The organism is Streptomyces sp. NPDC015131, assembly GCF_043079975.1.
Lineage (GTDB): Bacteria > Actinomycetota > Actinomycetes > Streptomycetales > Streptomycetaceae > Streptomyces.
The window spans coordinates 23,267-43,301 of record NZ_JBIBVB010000008.1 but is presented as its reverse complement, the minus strand read 5'-3'; the positions used below and the strand labels follow the sequence as shown (position 1 = coordinate 43,301).

General features: G+C 73.2%; 18 protein-coding genes and 1 pseudogene. 8 read left to right on the top strand and 11 right to left on the bottom strand.

Going from position 1 to position 20,035, the window contains the following annotated elements; all coding sequences use genetic code 11:
- Positions 1–14: 14 nt before the first annotated feature.
- From ACF08D_RS27995 to ACF08D_RS27980, 4 genes are all read right to left on the bottom strand, one after another.
- On the bottom strand, positions 15–1,118 hold the full coding sequence (locus ACF08D_RS27995; RefSeq protein ID WP_392226455.1) for a selina-4(15),7(11)-diene synthase: 1,104 nt from the start codon (positions 1,116–1,118) through the stop codon (positions 15–17).
- 268 nt (positions 1,119–1,386) lie between these two features.
- Positions 1,387–2,445 (bottom strand): NUDIX domain-containing protein, encoded by a 1,059-nt coding sequence (locus ACF08D_RS27990; protein ID WP_392226453.1) that lies wholly within the window; start codon positions 2,443–2,445, stop codon positions 1,387–1,389.
- A 37-nt stretch (positions 2,446–2,482) separates the two neighbouring features.
- Positions 2,483–3,004: an NUDIX domain-containing protein gene (locus ACF08D_RS27985; protein ID WP_392226451.1), complete on the bottom strand. Its 522-nt coding sequence runs from the start codon at positions 3,002–3,004 to the stop codon at positions 2,483–2,485.
- Positions 3,005–3,139: 135 nt separating this feature from the next.
- Entirely contained in the window at positions 3,140–4,297 is a 1,158-nt protein-coding gene (locus tag ACF08D_RS27980) for a Cmx/CmrA family chloramphenicol efflux MFS transporter (protein WP_392226449.1), read from the bottom strand.
- A 510-nt stretch (positions 4,298–4,807) separates the two neighbouring features.
- Here ACF08D_RS27980 and ACF08D_RS27975 point away from each other — a divergent pair.
- Positions 4,808–5,011, top strand: a complete 204-nt coding sequence (locus tag ACF08D_RS27975) for a hypothetical protein (RefSeq protein WP_392226447.1) — start codon at positions 4,808–4,810, stop codon at positions 5,009–5,011.
- 44 nt (positions 5,012–5,055) lie between these two features.
- On the opposite strand, the gene ACF08D_RS27970 is transcribed toward ACF08D_RS27975, so the two are convergent.
- Positions 5,056–5,448 carry a VOC family protein gene (locus tag ACF08D_RS27970; protein ID WP_392226445.1) on the bottom strand — a complete coding sequence of 131 codons (393 nt, stop codon included), beginning with the start codon at positions 5,446–5,448 and terminating at the stop codon, positions 5,056–5,058.
- Between the two features lie 257 nt (positions 5,449–5,705).
- On the opposite strand from ACF08D_RS27970, the gene ACF08D_RS27965 reads away from it, so the two are divergent.
- The gene (locus ACF08D_RS27965) at positions 5,706–7,676 is read left to right on the top strand and encodes a hypothetical protein (protein ID WP_392226443.1); all 1,971 of its coding nucleotides are present in this window, start codon (positions 5,706–5,708) and stop codon (positions 7,674–7,676) included.
- Positions 7,677–7,881: 205 nt separating this feature from the next.
- Here ACF08D_RS27965 and ACF08D_RS27960 read toward each other — a convergent pair whose 3' ends face one another.
- Positions 7,882–8,751, bottom strand: coding sequence for a helix-turn-helix domain-containing protein (locus ACF08D_RS27960; protein ID WP_392226442.1), 870 nt, complete (start codon positions 8,749–8,751; stop codon positions 7,882–7,884).
- Positions 8,752–9,053: 302 nt separating this feature from the next.
- Between ACF08D_RS27960 and ACF08D_RS27955 the strand changes: the two genes are divergently transcribed.
- Positions 9,054–9,914 carry an SDR family oxidoreductase gene (locus tag ACF08D_RS27955; RefSeq protein WP_392226441.1) on the top strand — a complete coding sequence of 287 codons (861 nt, stop codon included), beginning with the start codon at positions 9,054–9,056 and terminating at the stop codon, positions 9,912–9,914.
- Here the strand turns inward: ACF08D_RS27955 and ACF08D_RS27950 are convergent.
- Positions 9,902–10,888 (bottom strand): helix-turn-helix domain-containing protein, encoded by a 987-nt coding sequence (locus ACF08D_RS27950; RefSeq protein ID WP_392226439.1) that lies wholly within the window; start codon positions 10,886–10,888, stop codon positions 9,902–9,904. The genes ACF08D_RS27955 and ACF08D_RS27950 overlap by 13 nt on opposite strands.
- 132 nt (positions 10,889–11,020) lie before the next feature.
- Between ACF08D_RS27950 and ACF08D_RS27945 the strand changes: the two are divergent.
- Both ACF08D_RS27945 and ACF08D_RS27940 read left to right on the top strand, forming a co-directional pair.
- Positions 11,021–12,047: pseudogene (locus ACF08D_RS27945) on the top strand (saccharopine dehydrogenase NADP-binding domain-containing protein).
- A gap of 98 nt (positions 12,048–12,145) precedes the next feature.
- Complete coding sequence (locus ACF08D_RS27940; protein ID WP_392226437.1) at positions 12,146–12,586, top strand: hypothetical protein; 441 nt, start codon at positions 12,146–12,148, stop codon at positions 12,584–12,586.
- 135 nt (positions 12,587–12,721) lie between these two features.
- Here the strand turns inward: ACF08D_RS27940 and ACF08D_RS27935 are convergent, their stop codons facing one another.
- From ACF08D_RS27935 to ACF08D_RS27925, 3 genes are all read right to left on the bottom strand, one after another.
- The gene (locus ACF08D_RS27935; RefSeq protein ID WP_392226435.1) at positions 12,722–13,312 is read right to left on the bottom strand and encodes a transglycosylase SLT domain-containing protein; all 591 of its coding nucleotides are present in this window, start codon (positions 13,310–13,312) and stop codon (positions 12,722–12,724) included.
- A gap of 458 nt (positions 13,313–13,770) precedes the next feature.
- Positions 13,771–14,961: a cytochrome P450 gene (locus tag ACF08D_RS27930; protein ID WP_392226434.1), complete on the bottom strand. Its 1,191-nt coding sequence runs from the start codon at positions 14,959–14,961 to the stop codon at positions 13,771–13,773.
- 265 nt (positions 14,962–15,226) lie between these two features.
- On the bottom strand, positions 15,227–16,102 hold the full coding sequence (locus ACF08D_RS27925; RefSeq protein WP_392226432.1) for a YhjD/YihY/BrkB family envelope integrity protein: 876 nt from the start codon (positions 16,100–16,102) through the stop codon (positions 15,227–15,229).
- Positions 16,103–16,479: 377 nt separating this feature from the next.
- Here ACF08D_RS27925 and ACF08D_RS27920 point away from each other — a divergent pair, with 377 nt between their 5' ends.
- On the top strand, positions 16,480–17,733 hold the full coding sequence (locus tag ACF08D_RS27920) for a heparan-alpha-glucosaminide N-acetyltransferase domain-containing protein (RefSeq protein ID WP_392226430.1): 1,254 nt from the start codon (positions 16,480–16,482) through the stop codon (positions 17,731–17,733).
- Between the two features lie 151 nt (positions 17,734–17,884).
- On the opposite strand, the gene ACF08D_RS27915 is transcribed toward ACF08D_RS27920, so the two are convergent.
- Positions 17,885–18,496, bottom strand: a complete 612-nt coding sequence (locus tag ACF08D_RS27915; protein WP_392226428.1) for a TetR/AcrR family transcriptional regulator — start codon at positions 18,494–18,496, stop codon at positions 17,885–17,887.
- Positions 18,497–18,585: 89 nt separating this feature from the next.
- Here ACF08D_RS27915 and ACF08D_RS27910 point away from each other — a divergent pair, with 89 nt between their 5' ends.
- Both ACF08D_RS27910 and ACF08D_RS27905 read left to right on the top strand, forming a co-directional pair.
- Positions 18,586–19,011, top strand: a complete 426-nt coding sequence (locus ACF08D_RS27910; protein ID WP_392226426.1) for a nuclear transport factor 2 family protein — start codon at positions 18,586–18,588, stop codon at positions 19,009–19,011.
- A complete protein-coding gene (locus tag ACF08D_RS27905; RefSeq protein WP_392226425.1) occupies positions 19,008–19,856 on the top strand; it encodes an NAD(P)H-binding protein in 849 nt (282 codons plus the stop codon). Before ACF08D_RS27910 ends, ACF08D_RS27905 begins: the two co-directional genes overlap by 4 nt.
- Positions 19,857–20,035: the final 179 nt, after the last annotated feature.

Below are 20,035 nucleotides of genomic sequence, written 5' to 3'. Positions count from 1 at the left end.
CGACGGCGCCCCGGTCAGGCCGTACCGACCAGGCTCCCTCGCCGGGTCCGGCGCGCCCCCCGGCGTGCCACCGGGGAGGCCGCGGGCGGCACCTCGTCCCACCACCAGGCGACCGCCTCGATGCCCAGGGGATCGGGGCTGTCGTCGGTGGGCGTGCCGGTGAAGGACGCGGGCAGCCCGGCCGGGTCCTCCGGGGTGGTGTAGCGGACGGAGCTGATCCCCCAGTCCTGGGACCCGCGGACGAAGCTGCGCAGGCCGGCCATGTACTGCCGCAACTGCGGGCTGCCCGTCGCAGTGAGGTGGTCGGTCAGCCGGGAGAACGCCACCAGGACGCGGTCCCGCTGCGCGATGGCCGTGGCCATCGCCTCCCGCCGGCCGAGCCCGTCGGCCTCCAGGACCCGCAGGACGTTGAGGAAGAAGCCGTCCCCGCTCCGCTCCTTGTGGTCGGACAGGATGTCGTTGTCCCAGGTGATGACGAACGACGCCATCTCCTCGGCGGCCCGCACGTCCCGCCGGTCGCGCTCGCCCGCCTGGAGTTCGTACCCGTGGGCCATCTCCAGCAGGGGGAAGACGACCGTCGTCGCCCCGTCGTACAGCCGCATCAGCGTGTAGTCCGTCAGGCTGGGGACCGTCCCGGTGCTGCGGTAGGACGCCTCCCACACCACCGAGAAGAAGTACTCCCGCAGGTGACCTACCCACCGCGCGGCCTGGCCGTCCGTGGCGTACCGGTCGACCCGGGCCCGCAGGTCGCGCAGCCCCTCGGCCAGCGGATCGCCGGGCAGAACCGGCGCTTCCGGGTTCTGGGCGACGCGCAGCAGCCGGTGCAGCGTCTCGGTCAGGTCACCGGGGCGGCACCCCAGGTCCCCCTCCTCGCAGCAACCGTCGTCCACGCCGAAGAGCCACAGCACGAAGTCGGCCATCAGCTGGACCACTTCCTCGCGCCCGTACGGCATCACCCGGGCGGCGAACGACCCGATCTCGTGCCGCACGAGCCGCCGGCGCAGCTCGTCGGACCCGATCCGGTGCGCCTCGGCCCACAGGGCCGTACGGGAGTCGACTTCGGCGTACCGGGGGTGGATCGCCGGGGAGAGGGGGGAGAAGAGCGGCGGAACTATCACGAGCGGGGGTCTCCATCTGTCGCGGATGGCGGGGCCGTGGACCGAAAGGACCTGCCTCGCACACCCGTTCCTGCACGTCACCGGCGATCATCCGGTACGGCGGATGGCTTGATCCAGTAGGACTATCCGCGACATATGCACTATGCCGCCTCATCGGCCCTGTCGTGACGAGCTCCGGGCCTGCCCCGGTCACCCTTCGGTACATGCCCCCGACACATGACGTTCCGTCAAGCTGCTGCAGCGGGCAAGCACGTGAGGGTGTGATGGCTCACGACGACCGGTCCCGCCCGGAGACGCAGGGGTAGGAGTGCACGCTCGGCAGCCCGGGGAGCGTCGCGGGCCAGACGGCGTTCAGCGCGTGGGCGGACGGCGTGAACAGGGTGTCCAGCGACGCCACGGTGTCCTGGGCATGCCACTCCCAGCGGGAGAAGTTCTGCGGCTCCGGTGTGCCGAGATCCCCCACCCACTCGCTCACCCGCACGACGGCGGTGACGCGCCGCACGTCCCGGCGGTCGTCGTGGAGCACCGCGACGACCCGCGCGTGCGCCTCGGCAGCCCTCAGACCGGTCTCCTCGGCCAGTTCGCGCACCGCCGCCGTCGGCGCGGACTCGCCCGCCTCGACCCGGCCACCGGGCAGCTCCCACATTTCGTGGACGGAACGCCCCAGCAGGACCCGGCCGGACCGGTCGGTCACCACCACCGCGACGCCGAACACCGCCTGGGGCCGGGGCCGCGACGGCTTCTCCGCGATGGTGCACGTCCGCTGCGGGCCGCGCAGCACCAGCACGGCCAGGCCGGCCGCGTCGAACCGTCGCGCCTGCGCGAAGCCCTCGGTCAGTGCGGCCACCTCGGCCTCGTCCAGCGCGACATGGCGCCGCTCCTCGGGCACGTGTGCCACGAGCGGGGTGACCACCACGAGGGCTCCTCCCGGGCGCAGCCGGGCCGCCAGGCGGCGCAGGACGCGGGCGCGGTCGGTGAAGAAGGCGACGCACAGCCGCAGCGTGATCAGGTCGTAGCCGTCCTCCGCGAGCGGCGACAGGTCGCCGTGCTCCACATCCAGGTGCAGCCACGACACCTCCGTGCCGCCGGCGTGCTCCGTACGGGCCCGGGAGATCGCCGCCTCGGCGAAGTCGGCGCCGTCGACGGCGTACCCGAGCGTGCCGAGGAGCACCGCCAGCTCGCCGGTACCGCAGCACGCGTCGAGCGCCCGTCCTCCCTCCGGGGCCGGCGCCTCCCGCCCGAGGAGGTCCTTCTCGTCGGCGCCGAGCGGCCTGAAGTCCCTGCCCGCCGCGTAGTGCGCGGACCAGTCCGCCGGGGTGATTCCCACGGTGCCTCCCTTCCGCCGGATCCCTGAGCCGCGCCGTTCAGTCGGTTTCCCAGTCCCAGGTGTCGATGTAGGCGGTCACTCCGGTACGACGGGCTTCCGCGACGGCGCTCAGACGCGTGAAGTCACGTGGTGGCATCAGGAGGCGCCACGCGTCGAGGGGCAGGACACGGGCGTCGTCGTGCTCGTCCGGGTCCACGGTGACCCCGCGGATCTGCTCCTCCGTCAGCCGGCCTCCGTCGAAGACCAGCCCCATGGTGTTGTACGGCCACTCGGTGCCGGGCAGCCCGAACACCGCCGCCAGGAGCCGCGGCGGACCGGGCGGAGTCAGCCCCGTCTCCTCCTGACACTCGCGGACGGCCGTCTGCCACGGGCGCTCACCCGCGTCCATGGTGCCGCCCGCCAACTGCCACGGATGGGCGGGCGAGTAGACGGAGTGCAGCTGGAGCGGCCGGTCGTCCTCGTCGGTGAAGTAGACGCAGGCGAAGGTCGTGGCCTTGGGGATGGTCGCGGCGTACTCCTCCGGCGGGAGCCACACGGTGGGGGCCTTGTCCCGATGCATGTCACGTCTCCTGACGCCGAGTTGTACGAGGCCGGGGCCCGGGCCCCGGCGCCCGCCCCCGAACTCGGTCAACGTGCCGGGATCCGGTCCCGTTACGGCCCCGGCGCGCGCACCGGGTGCACGGGCGGCGCCCGTTCAGGGAGCGCGCACCGACCCGGCGGCGCAGGCGGTGACCAGCAGCGCCAGCGCCACCAGTGCGGCACCCACCCAGAACGGGCCCAGCGGACCCGCCGCGGTGCCGAGCGCGGCCGCGGCGACGAGCGGACCGGTGACCGCACCGGTATTGAGCGCGGCGGTCGCGTACGCGCCGGCCATCGTGGGCGCGCCGGCCGCCTCGTACAGCACTCGTGTGATGAGCATGCTGCCCACTCCGAACGACAGAACTCCCTGGAGGCACACCAGGATCAGCAGGGCCACCGGTTCGTCGGCGAACACGGCGAGGGACGCCCACCCGGCGAGGAGGAGGGGACCGCCGACCGCGACCACCCGGCCCGGACGGCGGTCGGACAGCCTCCCCGCGGCCGTGACACCGGCGAACGACCCCACGCCGAACAGCACCAGCGCGACCGGGACCCACAGCTCTCCCAGACCGGCGGCCTCGGTCACCACGGGGGCGAGGAAGGTGAGACCGGCGAAGGTGGCCGCGTTCACCAGCGCGCCGAGCAGCATCGCCACGAGCAGGCGGGGCCGCGCCAGCAGCGCGATCTCGTCCCGCAGAGACGGCCCTTCGGCACCCCGCGCCTCCCCGCGACCCGGGGGCAGGCCGGCGAGGACGCCGAGGGCGGCGGGCACACAGAGAGCGGCGACCGCCCAGAACGTCGCCCGCCAGCCGAGCAGCGCCCCGACCACCGCGCCCCCGGGGACGCCCGCGACCATGGCCAGGGTGGTGCCCGACAGCAGCACGGCGACCGCGCGCCCCCGCCGCCCGCGAGGAACCAGGTCGACGGCTGCGGTCAGGGCCGTCGCGAGGAACCCGGCGTTCGCGAGCGCCGCCACCACCCGGGTCGCGAACAGCACGGTGAAGCTGGACGTGGTCGCGGCCACCGCATGGGCCGCCATGAACAGCAGGACGAACCCGAAGAGGCTCGGCCGCCGCCGCCACGCGCGCGTGAGCCCCGCCACGAACGGGGCCCCAACCATCATGCCGATCGCGAAGGCCGAGGTGAGGGTGCCCGCGGTCCCGACGGTGACGTCGAGCTCCGGGGCCAGGTCCGGTACGAGACCGGCGAGCATGAACTCCGAGGTGCCCATGGCGAAGACGGCCAGGGCAAGCGGATACAGCGCAAGAGGCATCGAGTTACTCCGAGGTGAGGGTACGTACGGATACGCATCTCGTCACCGCGGTCAGCACCCCTCACGGGCCCACCGGACGGCCGCGGGAAGGGCGGCAGCGCCAGGGCCGGGCCGTGCACTCAGTGGTGAGACTCAGAGACTCAGAGATCAGAGACCGACTCGGAGACTCAGGGCTCGGGGGTTCAGGGGGCTGACGGCGTGACCGGCAGCCCCCACCTCGTCCGACTCGGGGCTCGACATGACCCGCACGTTAGCCGTCGCGGCCGGCTCCTCGCATCCGGATTCGCGCGTCGACGCCCACGCCGGCAGGGCTACCGGAGGGTCCACCGGGGTAGCCATGCCCTGGCCACGAGGAGGAAACCGGTATGAACTGCCAACGCTGCGGCGCCCCCGCGCTGCAACAGGGCTCGGGCTGGACGTGCGCCCAGGGATGCGGCTGGTCGGCGGCGGCACCCGCACCGTTAGGCTCGGCCGGTGGGTAACAGGTGGCCGCCGGAACAGGAGCCGGACATGACCGTACACATCACGGAGACGCCCGAGATCACGACGACGGAGTGCCGGGCGTGCGGGGCCCAGGTGTCCGGCCTCGACGGCCGGTACGCGTGCGGGGTGTGCGGCTGGGTCAATGCCTGGTCCGAGGGGCACAGCGCCCTGCCCACCGCCGAGCACGACCCCGACCACCCGGACTCCGTGAGGGCCGCGACCGACGACTGAGCCGCTGCTCGGCCAGGACACGAAGACCGGCGCTCCGGTCAGGCTCAGATCAGGTAGTGGGCCCGTCCGTCGTCGTCCAGACCGAGGGGGCCCTCGGGGATCACACAGAACTCGTTGCCCTCCGGATCCGCCATCACCAGGAACCCGCCCTCGTCGTACTCCTCCAGCCGGCTGCCGCCGAGGGACTCGATCCGCCGCTGCTCGGCGGCCGGATCGGGCGACGAGACGTCGAAGTGCAGCCGGTTCTTCCCCGGGGTCGGCCGAGTGGTCCGCTGGAAGCCCATCCCCAGGCCGTTCTCGCGCCGCAGCCAGACGTACGGGCCCGTCCGGCCCACCACCGGCCTGCCGAGCACCGCCGACCAGAAGGCCGCCAGCCGCTCGGGATCGCTCGCGTCGAGGATGAGGGCGTTGATCCGTACCGCTGTTGAGTCCGTCATGTCCCGACCCTCTCGCGCCCCGGATACCGTCCGCCACCCTCCGATCCGCGCGGCAGCCCCGCCCGCGCCACAGCGCCGCCCGCGCCACGGCGTCGCCCGCGCCACAGCGTCACCCGCGCCACAGCCCCGCCCGCGCCACAGCGAGCCTTCCGGCCGCCGCCCGGGATGCCGGGCCGCGTCGGCGCAATCCGGCACGCCGTCGTACCGGTCAGGACAACCGGATGTGACCATTGCATGATCACCTCGTTGACGCGGGTGTGAGACTCAGCAGAGCCATCGGCGCCTCGCTGCGGCTGGCCGAGGGCATCATCGTCCAGCGGTACCCGGGCCTGGTGCGCCTGGCCTACCTCGTACTCCCCGACACCCTGGACCGGCACCACCGGGTGCTCGCCGCCCACCGCGCCGTCCAGCGGTCGCTGAGACCGGCCGGGCGCGCCGCCGCCGGGGGCGCGGACCCGACGGTCGCCGTGTTCGCCGAGGTCGTACGGCAGGCGGCCCGGGGTTCGCGTTCACCCCTGCTGCCCCGGGTGTACGGGCTCCGCGTGTGGCCGGCCGACGAGCGGCTCGACGACACGGCTCGTACGCTGGCCGAACTGCCCCCGAGCGCCCGCGCGGCGTACGCCCTGTGCCGGCTGGAGGGCCTGCCCGCCGAGACCGCCGAGGACGTCCTCGCCCGTGCGGGGACGACAGACGCCGCAGCCGCGGTCCGAGCCGCGTCGCGCGTCGTGCCCGAGGGGACCGACCAGCAGGGGGCCCTCTCCGACACGGCGGCGATCTTCCACGGAGCCACCCTCAGCAGCCGCCCCACCGACCTCATCCGCCGCCGGGGCCGCATCCGTGCCGCCGTCGCCGCCGGCGCGCTGCTGCTCCTGGCGCTGCCGGCCGGCCACCTCCTGCGAGCGACCCCCGGCGACGGGACCGGCAGCACCATCGCCGGCCGCTCCGGGCCCCCGGCCGCCGAAGCCGCGGCCGCCCGACTCGTCCGCGTCGACGGCCAGGCATGGTCCGACACCGGGCGGGTGGACTTCACCGTCTGGCCCGCGCGAGGCGGCCGTACCACCGACCGCGCCCTGCTGACCCGCGCCCTCGCCTCCTGGGCCGACCCCGCCTCGCGCGACACCACCGTCACCACCGCGCCCGCCACGTCGGACGCACCACCGCAGGGCCGGCCCCATCTGCTCTACGCGGGCACCCTCGGCACCGGCGACACGACAGGCGCCGCCCCCACCGTCGTGGTCCTGCTGGACGGAGACCGGTTGGCGCGGTACACGGAGAGCACCGGAGACGGCCGGAGCCGGCTGGACCTCGCGCGCGTGGACGACGCCGGCGTCACCACCGCGGCCGCCGTCACCCTCGCCCGGAGCCCGGACGGTACGGCGCGGCATCTGCTCGCCCCGTGGATCGCCACCGCCGCGCGCCGCGACCTCGCCGTCCCCGGCACCCCGGCCGACCCGGTGCGCGTCGGCGCCGACGGTACGGTCACCACCTCCGTACCCCGGAGGGGGACCCCACCGCCGGACGGAGCCACGGCCGGCACCTGCGCCGCCCCGCCCGTCCTGGAGGTGGCCTCGTCGGCCCGGATCGTCGAGAAGCACAGCTTCCTGATCGCCGACCTCGGCGGGCTGCTCCCCGCGCACCTCACCTACACCCCGCTGCCCGGCGGCGCCGGTGTGCCCCATGCGCGCCAGCCCCGCGAGGCCACCGGCACGACCGCGCTCGCCCGCTGGGCCAAGGGAACCTGCCTGCTCGACAAGGTGCCCGAGGGAGCCGTACGAGCCGTCAACCTCTGGGACTTCGCCACCGGCACCCTCCCCGAGAACGGCGGCCGGGCCGTGTGGTCCTGCACCCGGCTCACCCGCTGGACCGGCCAGGGCGACATCCAGGTCACCCTCCAGCCCCCGTCCGGGCGCCCCGTCCCCGTGGTCGACGTCCGCGCCACCGCCGCCTGCGGCCGCTTCGGCCAGCACATCCTGGCCGGCACGGTGTGGCGCACACCCTCGGGGCAGCGCTACCACCTGGCCGCGGGCAGTCGGCATGTCACCGCCATCACGGTCGCCGGACCGGCGGCGGGAGACGACGGGGGTGAGGGGGCCGCCGGTCGCACCCGGCCCGGCCGGACGCTGTCCGTCCCGCTGCCACCGGGCGCCGCGCCCGCCCCTCTCACGGCCCGCCTGTCCAGTGGCGCGAGCCTCCGGGCGCTGGACGGTGAGCGAGGAGGCCGCGACTGACCGACCCGTTCAGGACGCCCCCGGGCGGGCCCGCCTGGGACGTCCCGTACGGTCCGTCCGGGACGCTCCTGGGCGGACCCGCCTGGGACGTCCCGTACGGTCCGTTCGGGATGCTCCTGGACGGACCGTCGGCACGGGAGGGCGGACCGGCGCCCGTCGGGACAGGGGACGGCGAGGGGCGGCGCGACCTGGCCGCCGCCGGACCTCAGACGGTGGCGGTCCGCTCCACCGGGATCCACAGTTCGGCATCCGCCTCCGTACCGTCCGGCGAAAGACGGGTGCGAAGGATCTCGGGACCGGGCCTGCTCCGGTACGGGTTGGACGGGAACCACTGGGTGAACACGTCGCGCCACAGGTACTGGAGCGTGTGCGGGAACGGTCCGGAGCTGTCGAACACGGCCCACAGCCCCGCGTCGACCGGCAGTTCTTCCAGATCCGCGGGCGTGTCCGCCCCTGTCACCACCCCGTGGTAGTAGTCCAGTTGCGTGCCCTCGGCCCGGCTCGGGTCGAGGTTCACACTCACCCCCACGATGCCCTCCGGATCCTGGTCGGACAGCACCCGCATCCGCTCCGTCGTCTCCTTCCCGATGCCCCTGATGAAGTCGGCGATCGCGGGATTCATCCCCTCGTGGACGAGCGGCACGCTCACCTTCTTCCCGACCACCTTGAACTGCTCTTTCTCCACGACCCGATAGCGCACCGGGTTACTCCCTTCGACAGTGAGGCGGAAGGAGAGCCGCGGCTGGGACCGCAACGCGGCACCGGACCGCCTGGCCTCACCCGGCCCGACGCCGTGCATCGCGCGGAACGCCCGTGCGAACGCCTCGCCCGACGAGTAGCCGTAGCGCACGGCGACATCCAGCAGCGTCCGGTCGCCCGAGAGCACCTCGGCCCCCGCGACCGTGAGCCGCCTGCGTCGGACGTACTCCGACAGAGGCATCCCGGCCAGTGCCGAGAACAACCGCCGGAAGTGGTACTCCGACGTCGCCGCGATCCGGGCCAGGTCGGCCACCTCGACCCGCGCGTCCAGATGACGCTCGATGTGTTCCATGGCCTCGTTCAGCCCTTCGAGCACCGCGCTCTCCTTCCCTTACGCCCACCACGCTATGAAGGGTCCACCCTCTCGGACCCGACATCCTGTGCCCGTTCCGGTCGGGCCGGCCGGCCGACCGGGCCGGCCGGCCGACCGGGCCGGCCGACCGGGCGGGTCGTACGACCGCGTGCGCCGGGCACGCGCCGGGATGCGCCCCAGCGCCCCCGTACGCCCCTGCGGAGGGGATGGCCGGGCGCAGTCCCCGCCAGGACCATGCGCGACACAGCAACACGACGACACAGCGACACAGCGACACTGCGACGCAGCGACACGAGAAGGAGCCCATGATGCGAAGACGATGGCTGATCACGGGGTGCTCGTCCGGCCTCGGGTACGCGCTGGCGTCCGCGGCGGCCCGGGCCGGTGACCTCCTGGCCGTCACCGCCCGCAAGAGCGCGGACCTGGAGGACCTGGCCGCCGCCTGGCCCGGCCGGATCGTCCCCGTACCGCTGGAACTGCGGAACCCCGCCTCCTGCGAGAACGCCGTCCGTACCGCGGCCGACCGCCTCGGGGGCATCGACGTCCTCGTCAACAACGCCGCCGCCGGGCTGTTCGGAGCGGTCGAGGAGGTCTCGGACGCCGAACTGCGCGACCAGCTCGACATCCTGCTCGTCGGCCCGTGGCGGCTGACCCGCCTGGTCCTGCCGCTGATGCGCGCCCAGGGACACGGCCACATCCTCAACGTCTCGTCCATCGCCGGCCGGATGGCCTTCCCCGGACTGGGCGCCTACGTCGCGGGGAAGCACGCCCTCGACGGCATGAGCCAGGCCCTGGCCGCCGAAGCGGCCCCGCACAACATCCGGGTCACCGTGCTCGAGCCGGGTGGCTTCGCGACGCGCTACGGCACCTCCCTCGCCCGCGCCGCCCACCGCGTACCCGCCTACGACACCACCAACGCCCCCATGCTCGAAGCCACCCGCGGCCTCGCGGGCAACCCCGACGCCGGAAGCCCCGAGGACTTCGCGGCGCACGTCCTGGACATCGTCACCGCCGACGCCCCCACCCCGCTGCGCATCCCGGTCGGCGACGACGCCTACGACTTCCTCGGCCACGCCCAGCAAACCGCGAACGCGGAACTCGCCGAAGCGAGGGCCCTGACCCGGCGCACGCCCCCGCCCGGCGAGACGCGCCCTCAGGACACCTGACGCCGAGGGCCCGCACCGTCCAGAGGGGGCGGCAGCGCGCGCGAGCGGAACGTCCGGCGGTACGCGTCCGGTGGCACACCCACCGTCCGGTTGAAGTGCCGGCGCAGCGTGGTGGCCGTCCGCATACCGGTGGCCGCCGCGACGGCGTCCACGGTGTCGTCCGTGGTCTCCAGCAGTTCCTGGGCGCGCCGGATCCGCTGGACCAGCAGCCACTGCAACGGTGTCGTCCCGGTCACCGACCTGAAGTGGCGGCCCAGGTGGCGTGAGCTCATACCGGCCTCGCGGGCCAGGTCCTCCACCGTCAGCGGCTGGTCCAGCCGCCGCAGCGCCCACGGGAACAGCGTGGCGAGCGGGTGGTTGGCCGGGGCGGGCACCGGTGTGGTCACGAACTGCGCCTGGCCGCCGTCCCGGTGGGGCGGGACGACCAGCCGCCGGGCGAGCGCGTTGGCGACCGCCGCACCGTGGTCGAGGCGGACGAGGTGCAGGCACAGGTCCATCGCGGCGGCCTTGCCCGCGGAGGTGAGCACGCTTCCCCCGTCCACGTACAGCACGTCCGGGTCCACGGTCACGGCCGGATGCCGCTCGGCCAGCTCCCGCGCGTGCGCCCAGTGCGTGGTGGCGCGCCTGCCGTCCAGCAGGCCGGCCGCGGCCAGGACGAAAGCACCGGTGCACAGGGAGGCCACACGCGCGCCCGCCTCGTGGGCGGCCCGGACCGCGTCGACCAGCTCGGCGGGCGGCTCCTCGTCGACGTCGGCCCAGCCCGGGACGATCACCGTGTCCGCGTACGGGAGGTGGGCGAGCCCGTGCTCGGGCTCCAAGCTGAAGCGCCCGAAGGGCACCGGGCCCGGCCCGCACACCGAGAAGCGGTACCAGGACTCGGCCCCGGTGGGCATGGAGGACCCGAACACCTCGCACGCCAGCGCCAGTTCGAAGTGCAGCATGCCGTCGGTGACGGCCAGTGCGACGGAGGTCATGTCCGGAAGTGTACGAGGCGTGTCGTTCCCGACACTCGCCGAGGCGGACCGCCCGCGACCAGGATGTCCGTGACGAAGAACAGCGGACAGCCAGCATCGAGCAGACACCAGCACTGGGGAGCGGGAGCACACATGGGTACCGACAAGGCGGTCGCGGTGGTCGGCGCGTACGGGCACACCGGACGGTTCGTGGTGGCGGAGCTGACGGAGCGCGGTTTCGTCCCCGTACTCGTCGGGCGGGACGCCGGGAAGCTGAAGACGCTGGCGTACGAGACCGGACTGGAGGCCCGCCCGGCGGCGGTGGACGACGCGGACGCGCTCGACCGCGCGCTGGCCGGTACGGCAGCGGTGATCAACTGCGCCGGTCCGTTCGCCGGGACCGCCGCCCCCGTGATCGAGGCGGCCCTGCGTGCGGGCATCCCCTACCTGGACGTGGCGGCCGAGATCGAGGCGAACCTCGACACCTTCGAGCGCTTCGCCGACCGGGCGGAGCGGGCCGGCGCGGTGGTGGTCCCGGCCATGGCCTTCTTCGGCGGGTTCGGCGACCTGCTGGTCACCGCGGCGATGGGCGACTGGACCACGGCCGACGAGGCACATGTCGCGTACGGCCTCGACCACTGGCACCCCACCGCCGGGACCCGGTCCGCGGGCGCGGTCTCGCGGGAACGGCGGAACGGGAGGCGGATCCGCTACACCAAGGGGCGGCTGGAGCACCGGGACGACGCCCCGCCGACGCTGGAGTGGACCTTCCCGGACCCGTTGGGCACCCGGGCCGTCATCGGCGAGTTCACCATGGCCGACGTCGTGACCGTGCCCAGCCACCTCACCATCCCCGAGGTACGCACCTATATGACCGTGGAGGCGGCCCGGGACGTCGTGGCCCCGGACTCGCCGGCCCCGGCGGCGGTCGACGACCGGGGCCGGTCCGCGCAGACGTTCCTGGTCGACGTCGTCGTACGCTCCGGTGGCGAGGAGCGCCGTGCCGTGGCCCGCGGCCAGGACATCTACGCCGTCACCGCGCCCCTCGTGGTCGAGGCGCTCACCCGCGTACTCGACGGACGCGCGCGCGGTCGGCGTCGTCTCCGCGGGCAAGCTCTTCGATGCGGCCGACTTCCTGCGGGCACTGTCCCCGCGGATCACCGTGGAACGGACCGCCTGACGTCCCCGGTCAGTCCTCGGCTCCCCGCGCCCGGCACCCCCTGCTCAACCGCCCCATGATCGCGTACGCTGCGCTTCCGGAAAACCGCAGGGGGGATCATGAGCAAGATCAGCAGATGGGTGCTCGCGGCCGTGGCCGCCGCGGTCGCCGTCGCCGTCGCGGTGACGCTGTTCGTCGTCCAGGAACGGCGCGAGAAGGCGGCCCAGGACGCCGAGCGGGAGTCGCTCAGGGTGGCCGCCCAGGCCATTCTCCAGGGCAGGGCCGACCAGAAGAACGCCGAGTGGCGGCGGCACCCGCCCGCCGCCGGGCGCGTGTGGAGCGATGCCCGGGCGAAGGTCACGCTGAACCGGGTGGAGATGGGGGAGGGGCGCGCCAAGGCGTGGCTCCAGGAGATCACCACGCCGTACACCACCGACCGCGCCGGCGCCGACCGCCGGCCGGACCTGCCGTACGCGGGGATGTACGTCTACGTCTTCGAGAAGAAGGGGGGCGACTGGACCCTGGTGAAGGACGTCACCAGGGCCGAGTACCACAGCTGAGCCGAGTACCGCGGCTGAGAACGCCGCAGGGCCCGGTCGTGGACCGGGCCCTGCCGATGCCGGAAGGCCTCGCGGTCAAGGCCCTCGCGCGTCATCGCGGCGGAGGGGGAAACTGTCCCCGCGCATTCCCGCCGATCAGTAGGCGGAGTCGACGTTGTCGATCGAACCGTACTTGTCGGCGGCGTAGTTGGCGGCCGCGGTGATGTTGGCGACCGGGTCGGTCAGCTTGTGCGGCGTACCGGCGACGTGGTACGCGTCGAACGTCGGCTGGATGACCTGGAGCAGGCCCTTCGACGGCGTGCCGTTCTGCGCGTTCACGTCCCAGTTGTTCTGGGCGTTCGGGTTGCCGGAGGACTCACGCATGATGTTGCGGTGCAGGCCCTCGTAGCTGCCGGGGATGCCCTTGGCCTTCATGATGTCGAGGGCTTCCTTGATCCAGCCGTCGAGGTTGTCGGCGTACTGCTTCTTCGCCTTGGCGGGCTTGGCCTTCGCCGCCTTCGCCTTGGTGGCCTTGGCAGCAGTCTCGGCCTTGGCCTGCGCGGCCTTCTTGGCCGCCGGGGCGTCCGCCGCCGACACCGCCGTGACGTTCGCCGACACCGGTGCCGCCTGGGCGGGCGAGGGAGCCACAGTGAGCATTGCGGCGGCCGCGCCCGCGGTGGCAATGCCTGCGACGGAGAACTTGCGGAGTCGGGCGATACGGCTGGTGGTGTGGGTGGAGGCGGTCATACGCGAGTAACTCCCTTGTGGGACGACATGGACGTGCCGGCCGGATGCGGGCGGCGGACGGAGAGGTCTCCGTGCGGTGAACCGGGGCGGAGGTGTGTCGCTTGTCCGCTGCGGCCCGTCGGGGCTCCCGGCAACGACAGCCATGGTTAGGGGCGGTTCTGGCCCGGTGCAAGCATGTGACGTACTACCCGGAGGCATAGCCGGCCCCCCGGCCGGCCGTCCGCAGCCCACTGTGCGGGGGATCGGGGGAACCGCTGAGTACTACCGCCTTTCATACGTGACCTGGCTCCTATGGGTGGCGTCACAAGGAAGCGCCCGACGGGCCGTCCTGGGACGACTCACCGTCGGGCGCGTTTCACCGTGCGTACACGGTCTCGGGGGCTGGTTCAGCGGCGCTGAGTAGCGCCTCTACCGCGTGGCGTAAGGGAGTTGGGCCTGGCCGGCCGAACGGGGTGCGGTCACACGTCCCAGGCGACCGGGAGGCTCTTCACCCCGTAGATGTCCGCGCTCTCCGGGCGGAGGGCGACGTCGTCGGCGGGTACCGCCAGGCGCAGCGTGGGGAAGCGGTCGAGCAGGGCGGGCAGGGCCACCCGCATCTCCACGCGGGCCAGCTGCTGACCGAGGCACTGGTGGATGCCGTGGCCGAACGCCAGGTGCCCGCCGTTCTGCCGGCGGAGGTCCAGCGCATGGGGGTCGGCGAAGCGCTCGGGGTCGCGGTTGGCGGTGTTGTACGACAGGACGACGGTGGTGCCGGCCGCGATGGTCTGCCCGCCCAGTTCGACGTCCACCAGGGCCGTCCGCATGAACGTCTTGGCGACGCTCAGGTAGCGCAGCAGCTCCTCCACCGCCGAGTCGGTGAGCGTGGGGTCCGAGCGCAGCAAAGCCAGCTGGTCGGGGTTGCGCAGCAGGGCGAAGGTGCCGAGAGCCAGCATGTTGGCGGTGGTGTCGAACCCGGCCGCCAGCAGGATCAGCGCGATGCCCTTCAGCTCCTCGTCGGACAGGTCGGTGTCCATGAGGTCGCTGAGTACGTCGTCGGTGGGGCGGGCGCGCTTGGCGGCGACCAGCTCCGCCAGGTACTGCTGCGTCGCGGTGTAGGCCGCGATCAGGTCCTCGTCGCTGGTCTCCCCGCCGAGGAAGGTGTCGATCTGCTCCTGGAAGGAACCGCGGTCCTCGTACGGCACGCCCAGCAGCTCGCAGATGATGATGCTCGGGATCGGCTTGGCGAACACTGCCACCAGATCGGCGGGCGGGCCCGCCTTCTCCATGGCGTCGAGACAGTCGCCGGTGATCTGCCCCACCCGCTCGGTGAGCTGGCGCATGCGCCGTACCGTGAACTTGCCCATCAGCGGCTTGCGGTAGCGCCGGTGCTCGGGGTCGTCCATCAGGAGGAACTCCCCGGGTGGCGCGGGGGGCACCTCGAAGTCGCCCACGTTCAGCAGCTCCTTGCGCGAGCTGAACCGCGGGTCGGCCAGGACGGACCTGACCAGGTCGTACCCCGTGACCAGCCACCCGGGCCGGCCGCCGACGTGGGTGTACCGGCTGATCGGCCCGTGCTCCCGGGCCTCGAGCAGCTCGGCGGGCGGGGCGAACGGGCAGCCGGACCGGCGGGCTGTCGGCAGGGCGCTGACGGTGTGAACGGAGTCGGTCATGGTGTCCTCTTCTCGCCGCGCTTCGTGTTTCTGACTACTGGAAAGCTACGTTGCGTTCGAGGGTTTCTCAATGTGTGAATCTGATAAATGCTGGTGAGAGAGCTGTATTTGGAGCAATGGTGCTGCGAGCGAACGCAATGGTGTGTTGCAATGACATGCGATTGAACGCGATGGGGACGGTCCGGCCGCTGAGGCGCGGCGCACCGTGCCCACGTACGGATCGGTCAGCGGATCACGCCCGGGCTGTCATGCCCACCGCCCGGGGTCAGCCGTTGTCCGCCCCGGCGGGGTGTGTGTCGCGGACGAGCGGTGTGCCCAGGCGCTCGGTGATCATGCGACCGATCACCGACCCCAGGTGGATGACGACACCCACCGCCACCAGCCAGGAAATAATGATCATGACGACACCCACCGGGCCGTACCGCTGCTCGTTCGCCACGATCGACTCCGAGAAGAACCGGGCGGAGAACAGACCCAGGCCCGTCCAGCACACACTGGTCACCAGCGCCGCCGGCAGCAGCGCGCGCCACCGCACCGCGCCGCCCAGCAGCACCCAGATGCTGCCCCACCAGAAGGCGACCGACCACAGGAAGCCCGCCACGCCCCGCAGGGGGAGCGCTCCGGTCACGCGGCCGAGGGCGGCCTGAGCGGCGGCGAAGACGAGCAGGCACACGAGCCACACCACTTGGACGACGACATCGCGCCAGCCGCGCCGGGACACCTCGAAGAGCGCCCGGTACCAGCTCTGCAGGGTGCCCGCCACGGCAATGGCACCCAGCGCCATGAAGAACCCGCTCACCACCGTCACCGTGTTCGATCCCGGTCCGGGGACGAACAGCGAGGCCACCGCCTGGGCGGCCTCGTGGCTGAGTCCCAGCCACCGCACGACGACCGTCGCGGTGTCCCGCCCCGCCGCTTCCGTGAGGACGATCAGCACCGGGAAGAAGCACAGCAGCGCGAGCGCGGCCAGCTGCAGCGCGTGGTCGAAGAACTCGGCCTCCGTGAGCCGGCCCCACATCCCGTCCCACAGCCTGCCCGCCCGGCTCTTCCTGAGCCGCCGGACCGTCTCCGGGGACCGCCGGCCGGCCTGTCGCGCGGCCCGCAGGGCACTCCGGCGCCTGCGGTGAGCCTCACCATCCATGGCGGCATTGAAGCCCGTGCCCTGCCGCCTGTCGCGCCGCCGTGCCGTCCGGTCCGGGACGGCGCCCCGCCGGACGGTGGCACACCCGGGCCGTTTGGCACCCGGACCGTACGAACGGGCCATGGCACCCGGGCCGTACGAACGGGCCGTGGCACCCGGATCCGTACCAACGAGCCATGGCACCCGGATCCGTACCAACGGCCCCGGCACCCGGGCAAGGGCACCCCCGCACGCTCCGGGGCCCAGCCGCCCAGCCGCCAGCCGCCGGACCCATCACCGGACAACCACAGATCCGCACCGCACCGCACCGACCGAGCGGCGCCCAGTGCCCATCCGCCGGATGGCGGAACCCGACACTCCGCCCGACCGTGGAACATATGAGGCGCGACGCGTCACCGGACGCCGCCCCCGAGACCCCCACACCGGCCGGGCCGCCTCCCGGGGCGTCGCCCCCGCCCTCGCCCACCGGACGGCTGGTCGGCCTGGACCTGGCCCGGGGACTCGCGATCCTGGGCATGTACACCGCCCACATCGGACCCGATCCGTCCACGGGCGGAGCCATCGGGTGGGCCATGGAGGCCGCCCGAGGCCGCTCGGCAGCCCTGTTCGCGGTCCTGGCAGGCTTCTCGCTGGTCATCCTCACCGGCCGGCCCCGGCCCAAGACCGGACGCCCCGGCCGCCAAGCGGTGGGCAGAGTCCTGATCCGCTCCGTCTTCCTGATCGCCCTGGGCTACGCCCTCGCCGCGTACACCGACGACGTCCTCGTCATCCTCTCCTTCTACGGAGTCCTGTTCCTGCTCGCCCTCCCACTGCATCGGCTCAGGGCGGTCACTCTGGCCACCCTCGCCGCCGCACTGGCGCTCGTCATGCCGCAGGTGCTCTACCTGCTGCGCGAGGCGGCCGCCGGCGGCGGATGGCCGGACACGGTCGCCGCCCATGATCCACTGGCCCGCCTCACCGCCTCGGGCGGTGTCGTCGAGCTCCTCATCACCGGTGCCTATCCGGTCCCCACCTGGCTGCCGTTCGTCGTCGCGGGGATGGCGGTGGCCAAACTGGACCTGCGGCGCCCCCGTACCGTCGGCCGGGTAGGACTGGCCGGTGTCGCGCTGGCCGTCATCGGGTACGGCGGGTCATGGCTGGCCCTCCACTTCGTCCCGGGAGCCCTGGAGGGCGTACGCGAGGCGTCGACCACCGGAGCAGCCGCCCCCGCCTGGTGGTCCGGTGCCGTGGGATCGAACCCCGAGCCCGGCATCCCGGCCTGGCTCCTCGTCGCCTCCCCGCACAGCCAGACGACTCTGTCCATCGTGGGCAACACCGGCGTCGCCCTGGCAGTGCTGGCCGGCTGCCTCCTCGGGACCAGCTGGTGGGCGGGCCGGTGGGCCCTCCTGCGCTGGATCACGACCCCCGTCAGCGCGGTGGGATCCATCGCGCTGACGGCGTACGTCGGGCACATCGTGGCCATCGAAGCACTGGACACCCGGGACCTCCCGGACTCCGCCGCACTGCCGGCCCTCCTCTGGTACGTCGCCGCGACACTCCTCTTCGCCACTCTCTGGACCCGCTTCTTCCGGCGCGGACCCCTCGAGTACGTGATGTACGTGCTTGCGCTGCCCGCACGCCGGATCCCCTGACGGGGGCGGGCCCGGCCCTCGAGCCTGCCGCCGCGCGCGGCACCGGCCCGGCCGCTGCGGGAAGGCTGGGCCCGGCCGTGGTGGGAAGGCTCGCCGGCCAGGGCCCGTCCGTGGCGGGAAGGCTCGCCGGCAGGGCCCGGCCGAGCCCGGCTCACTCCTCGGCGGCCGGCCTCTCCGGTGAGCCGGAGGCCAGGACCCTGGTGACGAAGTGGGCCAACTGCCCCCGGATGCGGTCCTGAGGGATGCGCTCCTCCCCGGCCAGGTGCTCGACGAGGTCGGCTCGCGTGGCGGAGAGCAGGGCGTGGGCGGTGAAGTCGCTGTCGGTCAGGCCCGGGATCTGCTCCAGTACGGCCCGGAGCAGGCTGTGCCACCGCTCGTAGTGCTCCGCCCGGTACGGGCTGCTGCTCCCGCCCTCCTCCAAGGCCAGGGCGAGGCGCCGGTTGTCGAGCTTGAAGCACAGGACGGCATCGAGCAGGGCGGGTACGCGATCGCGGGGCGGGGTCGCGGGCCCCAGGGGCGGCGGGCCGGACTCGACGGCCTGCCGAACCGGTTCGAGCCGCGCCTCGTACAGCGCGCGGAGCAGCCCGGCGCGGTCGCCGAAGGCCCGGAAGAGCGTGCCCTTGCCGACCCCGGCCGCTGCTGCGACGTCGGCCATCGTCACGTCCTCGGGACTCTCGCGCCCGGTGAAGAGAGCGTCGGCGGCTGCCAGCACGGCCTCCCGGTTGCGGATGGCGTCCTTGCGAGACGACCGGCGTTCGGGCATGCCTCTCCTCCCGGTTGTGAAACGGACCCGTGGTCCGTATCGTCTAAGTGGACCCGAGGTCCGGATTCTGTTCCACCTGGAGGATACCCATGCCCACCGCCACCTCCCCGGCGGATCTCTTCCGCCACAGCCTGCGCCTGCTGCTCGACAAGGACATTCCCGCGTGGACGGCCCTCTGGGCCGAGGACGGTGTCATGCGGTTCCCGTTCGCCCCCGCCGGCCGGCCCCGGCGTCTGGAGGGGAGGGAGGCGATCGCCGCGTACATGCGCCCCTACCCCGACCACATCGATCTGCATGACTTCCCCGACCTGCGGATCCACCGGACCACCGATCCGGGGACCATCGTGGCCGAGATGCGCGGCGTCGGCCGACTGGTGAAGAGCGGTGCCCCCTTCGACATGACGTACGTCGCCGTCGTGACCGTCGAGGACGGGCGCATCACCGAGTACCGCGACTACTGGAACCCCCTCGCCCTCCAGGAGCCCGGCGCCGACTTCACCGGGAGCAGCCGATGACCACCGCCCGCACCACTCTGGTCATCGGCGCCACCGGCACCACCGGAAGCCGCACCGCCGCCCGGCTGACGGCCGCGGGCCACCGCGTCAAGGCCGCCAGTCGCCGCGCCACCCCTGTCGCCGGCGCCGAGCCGGTCCTCTTCGACTGGTACGCCCCCGCCACCCACGCGGCCGCCCTCGACGGCGTCGACCGTGTCTATCTCGTACCGCCCGTGGGCGACCCCGACCCAGCGGCGATCATGCTGCCGTTCCTCCATCGGGCCCGCGCCGCCGGAGTGCACCGTGCGGTGCTGCTCAGCTCCTCGGCCATCCCCGCGGGCGGCCCGGCAGTGGGAACGGTGCACCAGGCCCTGCCCGGCATCTTCGGTCAGTGGGCGGTACTGCGGCCCTCCTGGTTCATGCAGAACTTCACCGGCACGCACCTGCACGCCCGTGGCATCCGCGACGACGGCACCATCTGGACCGCCGCCGACGACGGCCGGGTCGGCTTCGTCGACGCCGAGGACATCGCGGCGGTCGCCGCCCGGTCGCTGACCGACGGGCAGGCCCCCAACACCGACCTCGTCCTCACCGGACCCGAGGCGTTCAGCCACGACGACATCGCCGCGATCGCCACCGAGGTCACCGGCCGGCCCGTGGTGCACCGCCGCCTGTCCTACGAGCAGATGCGTGATCGTCTCACGGCACAGATGCCGGGGGAGTTCGCGGAGATGCTGGCCGGCATGGACCGTGCCATCGCCGAGGGGGCCGAGGACCGCCTCACCGACACCGTCCAGCGCCTCACCGGCCGGCCCCCACACGCCTTCCGCGCCGTCTTCGCGAGGGAGATGCGCTGCCGCGTCTGACGTCCGGGCTTCCGGATCACAACGAACAGCGGACCAAGGGTCGGCACCTCACCGTGCTCACCGCACGGGGCAGACCGACGAGGTTGGCGCCGCCGACCGGACGCCAGGAAACGGTTACGCGGACGTACGAGCGCCTGGGGGCGATCGCGTACACCCGGGCGCACATGGTCCCCACCCGG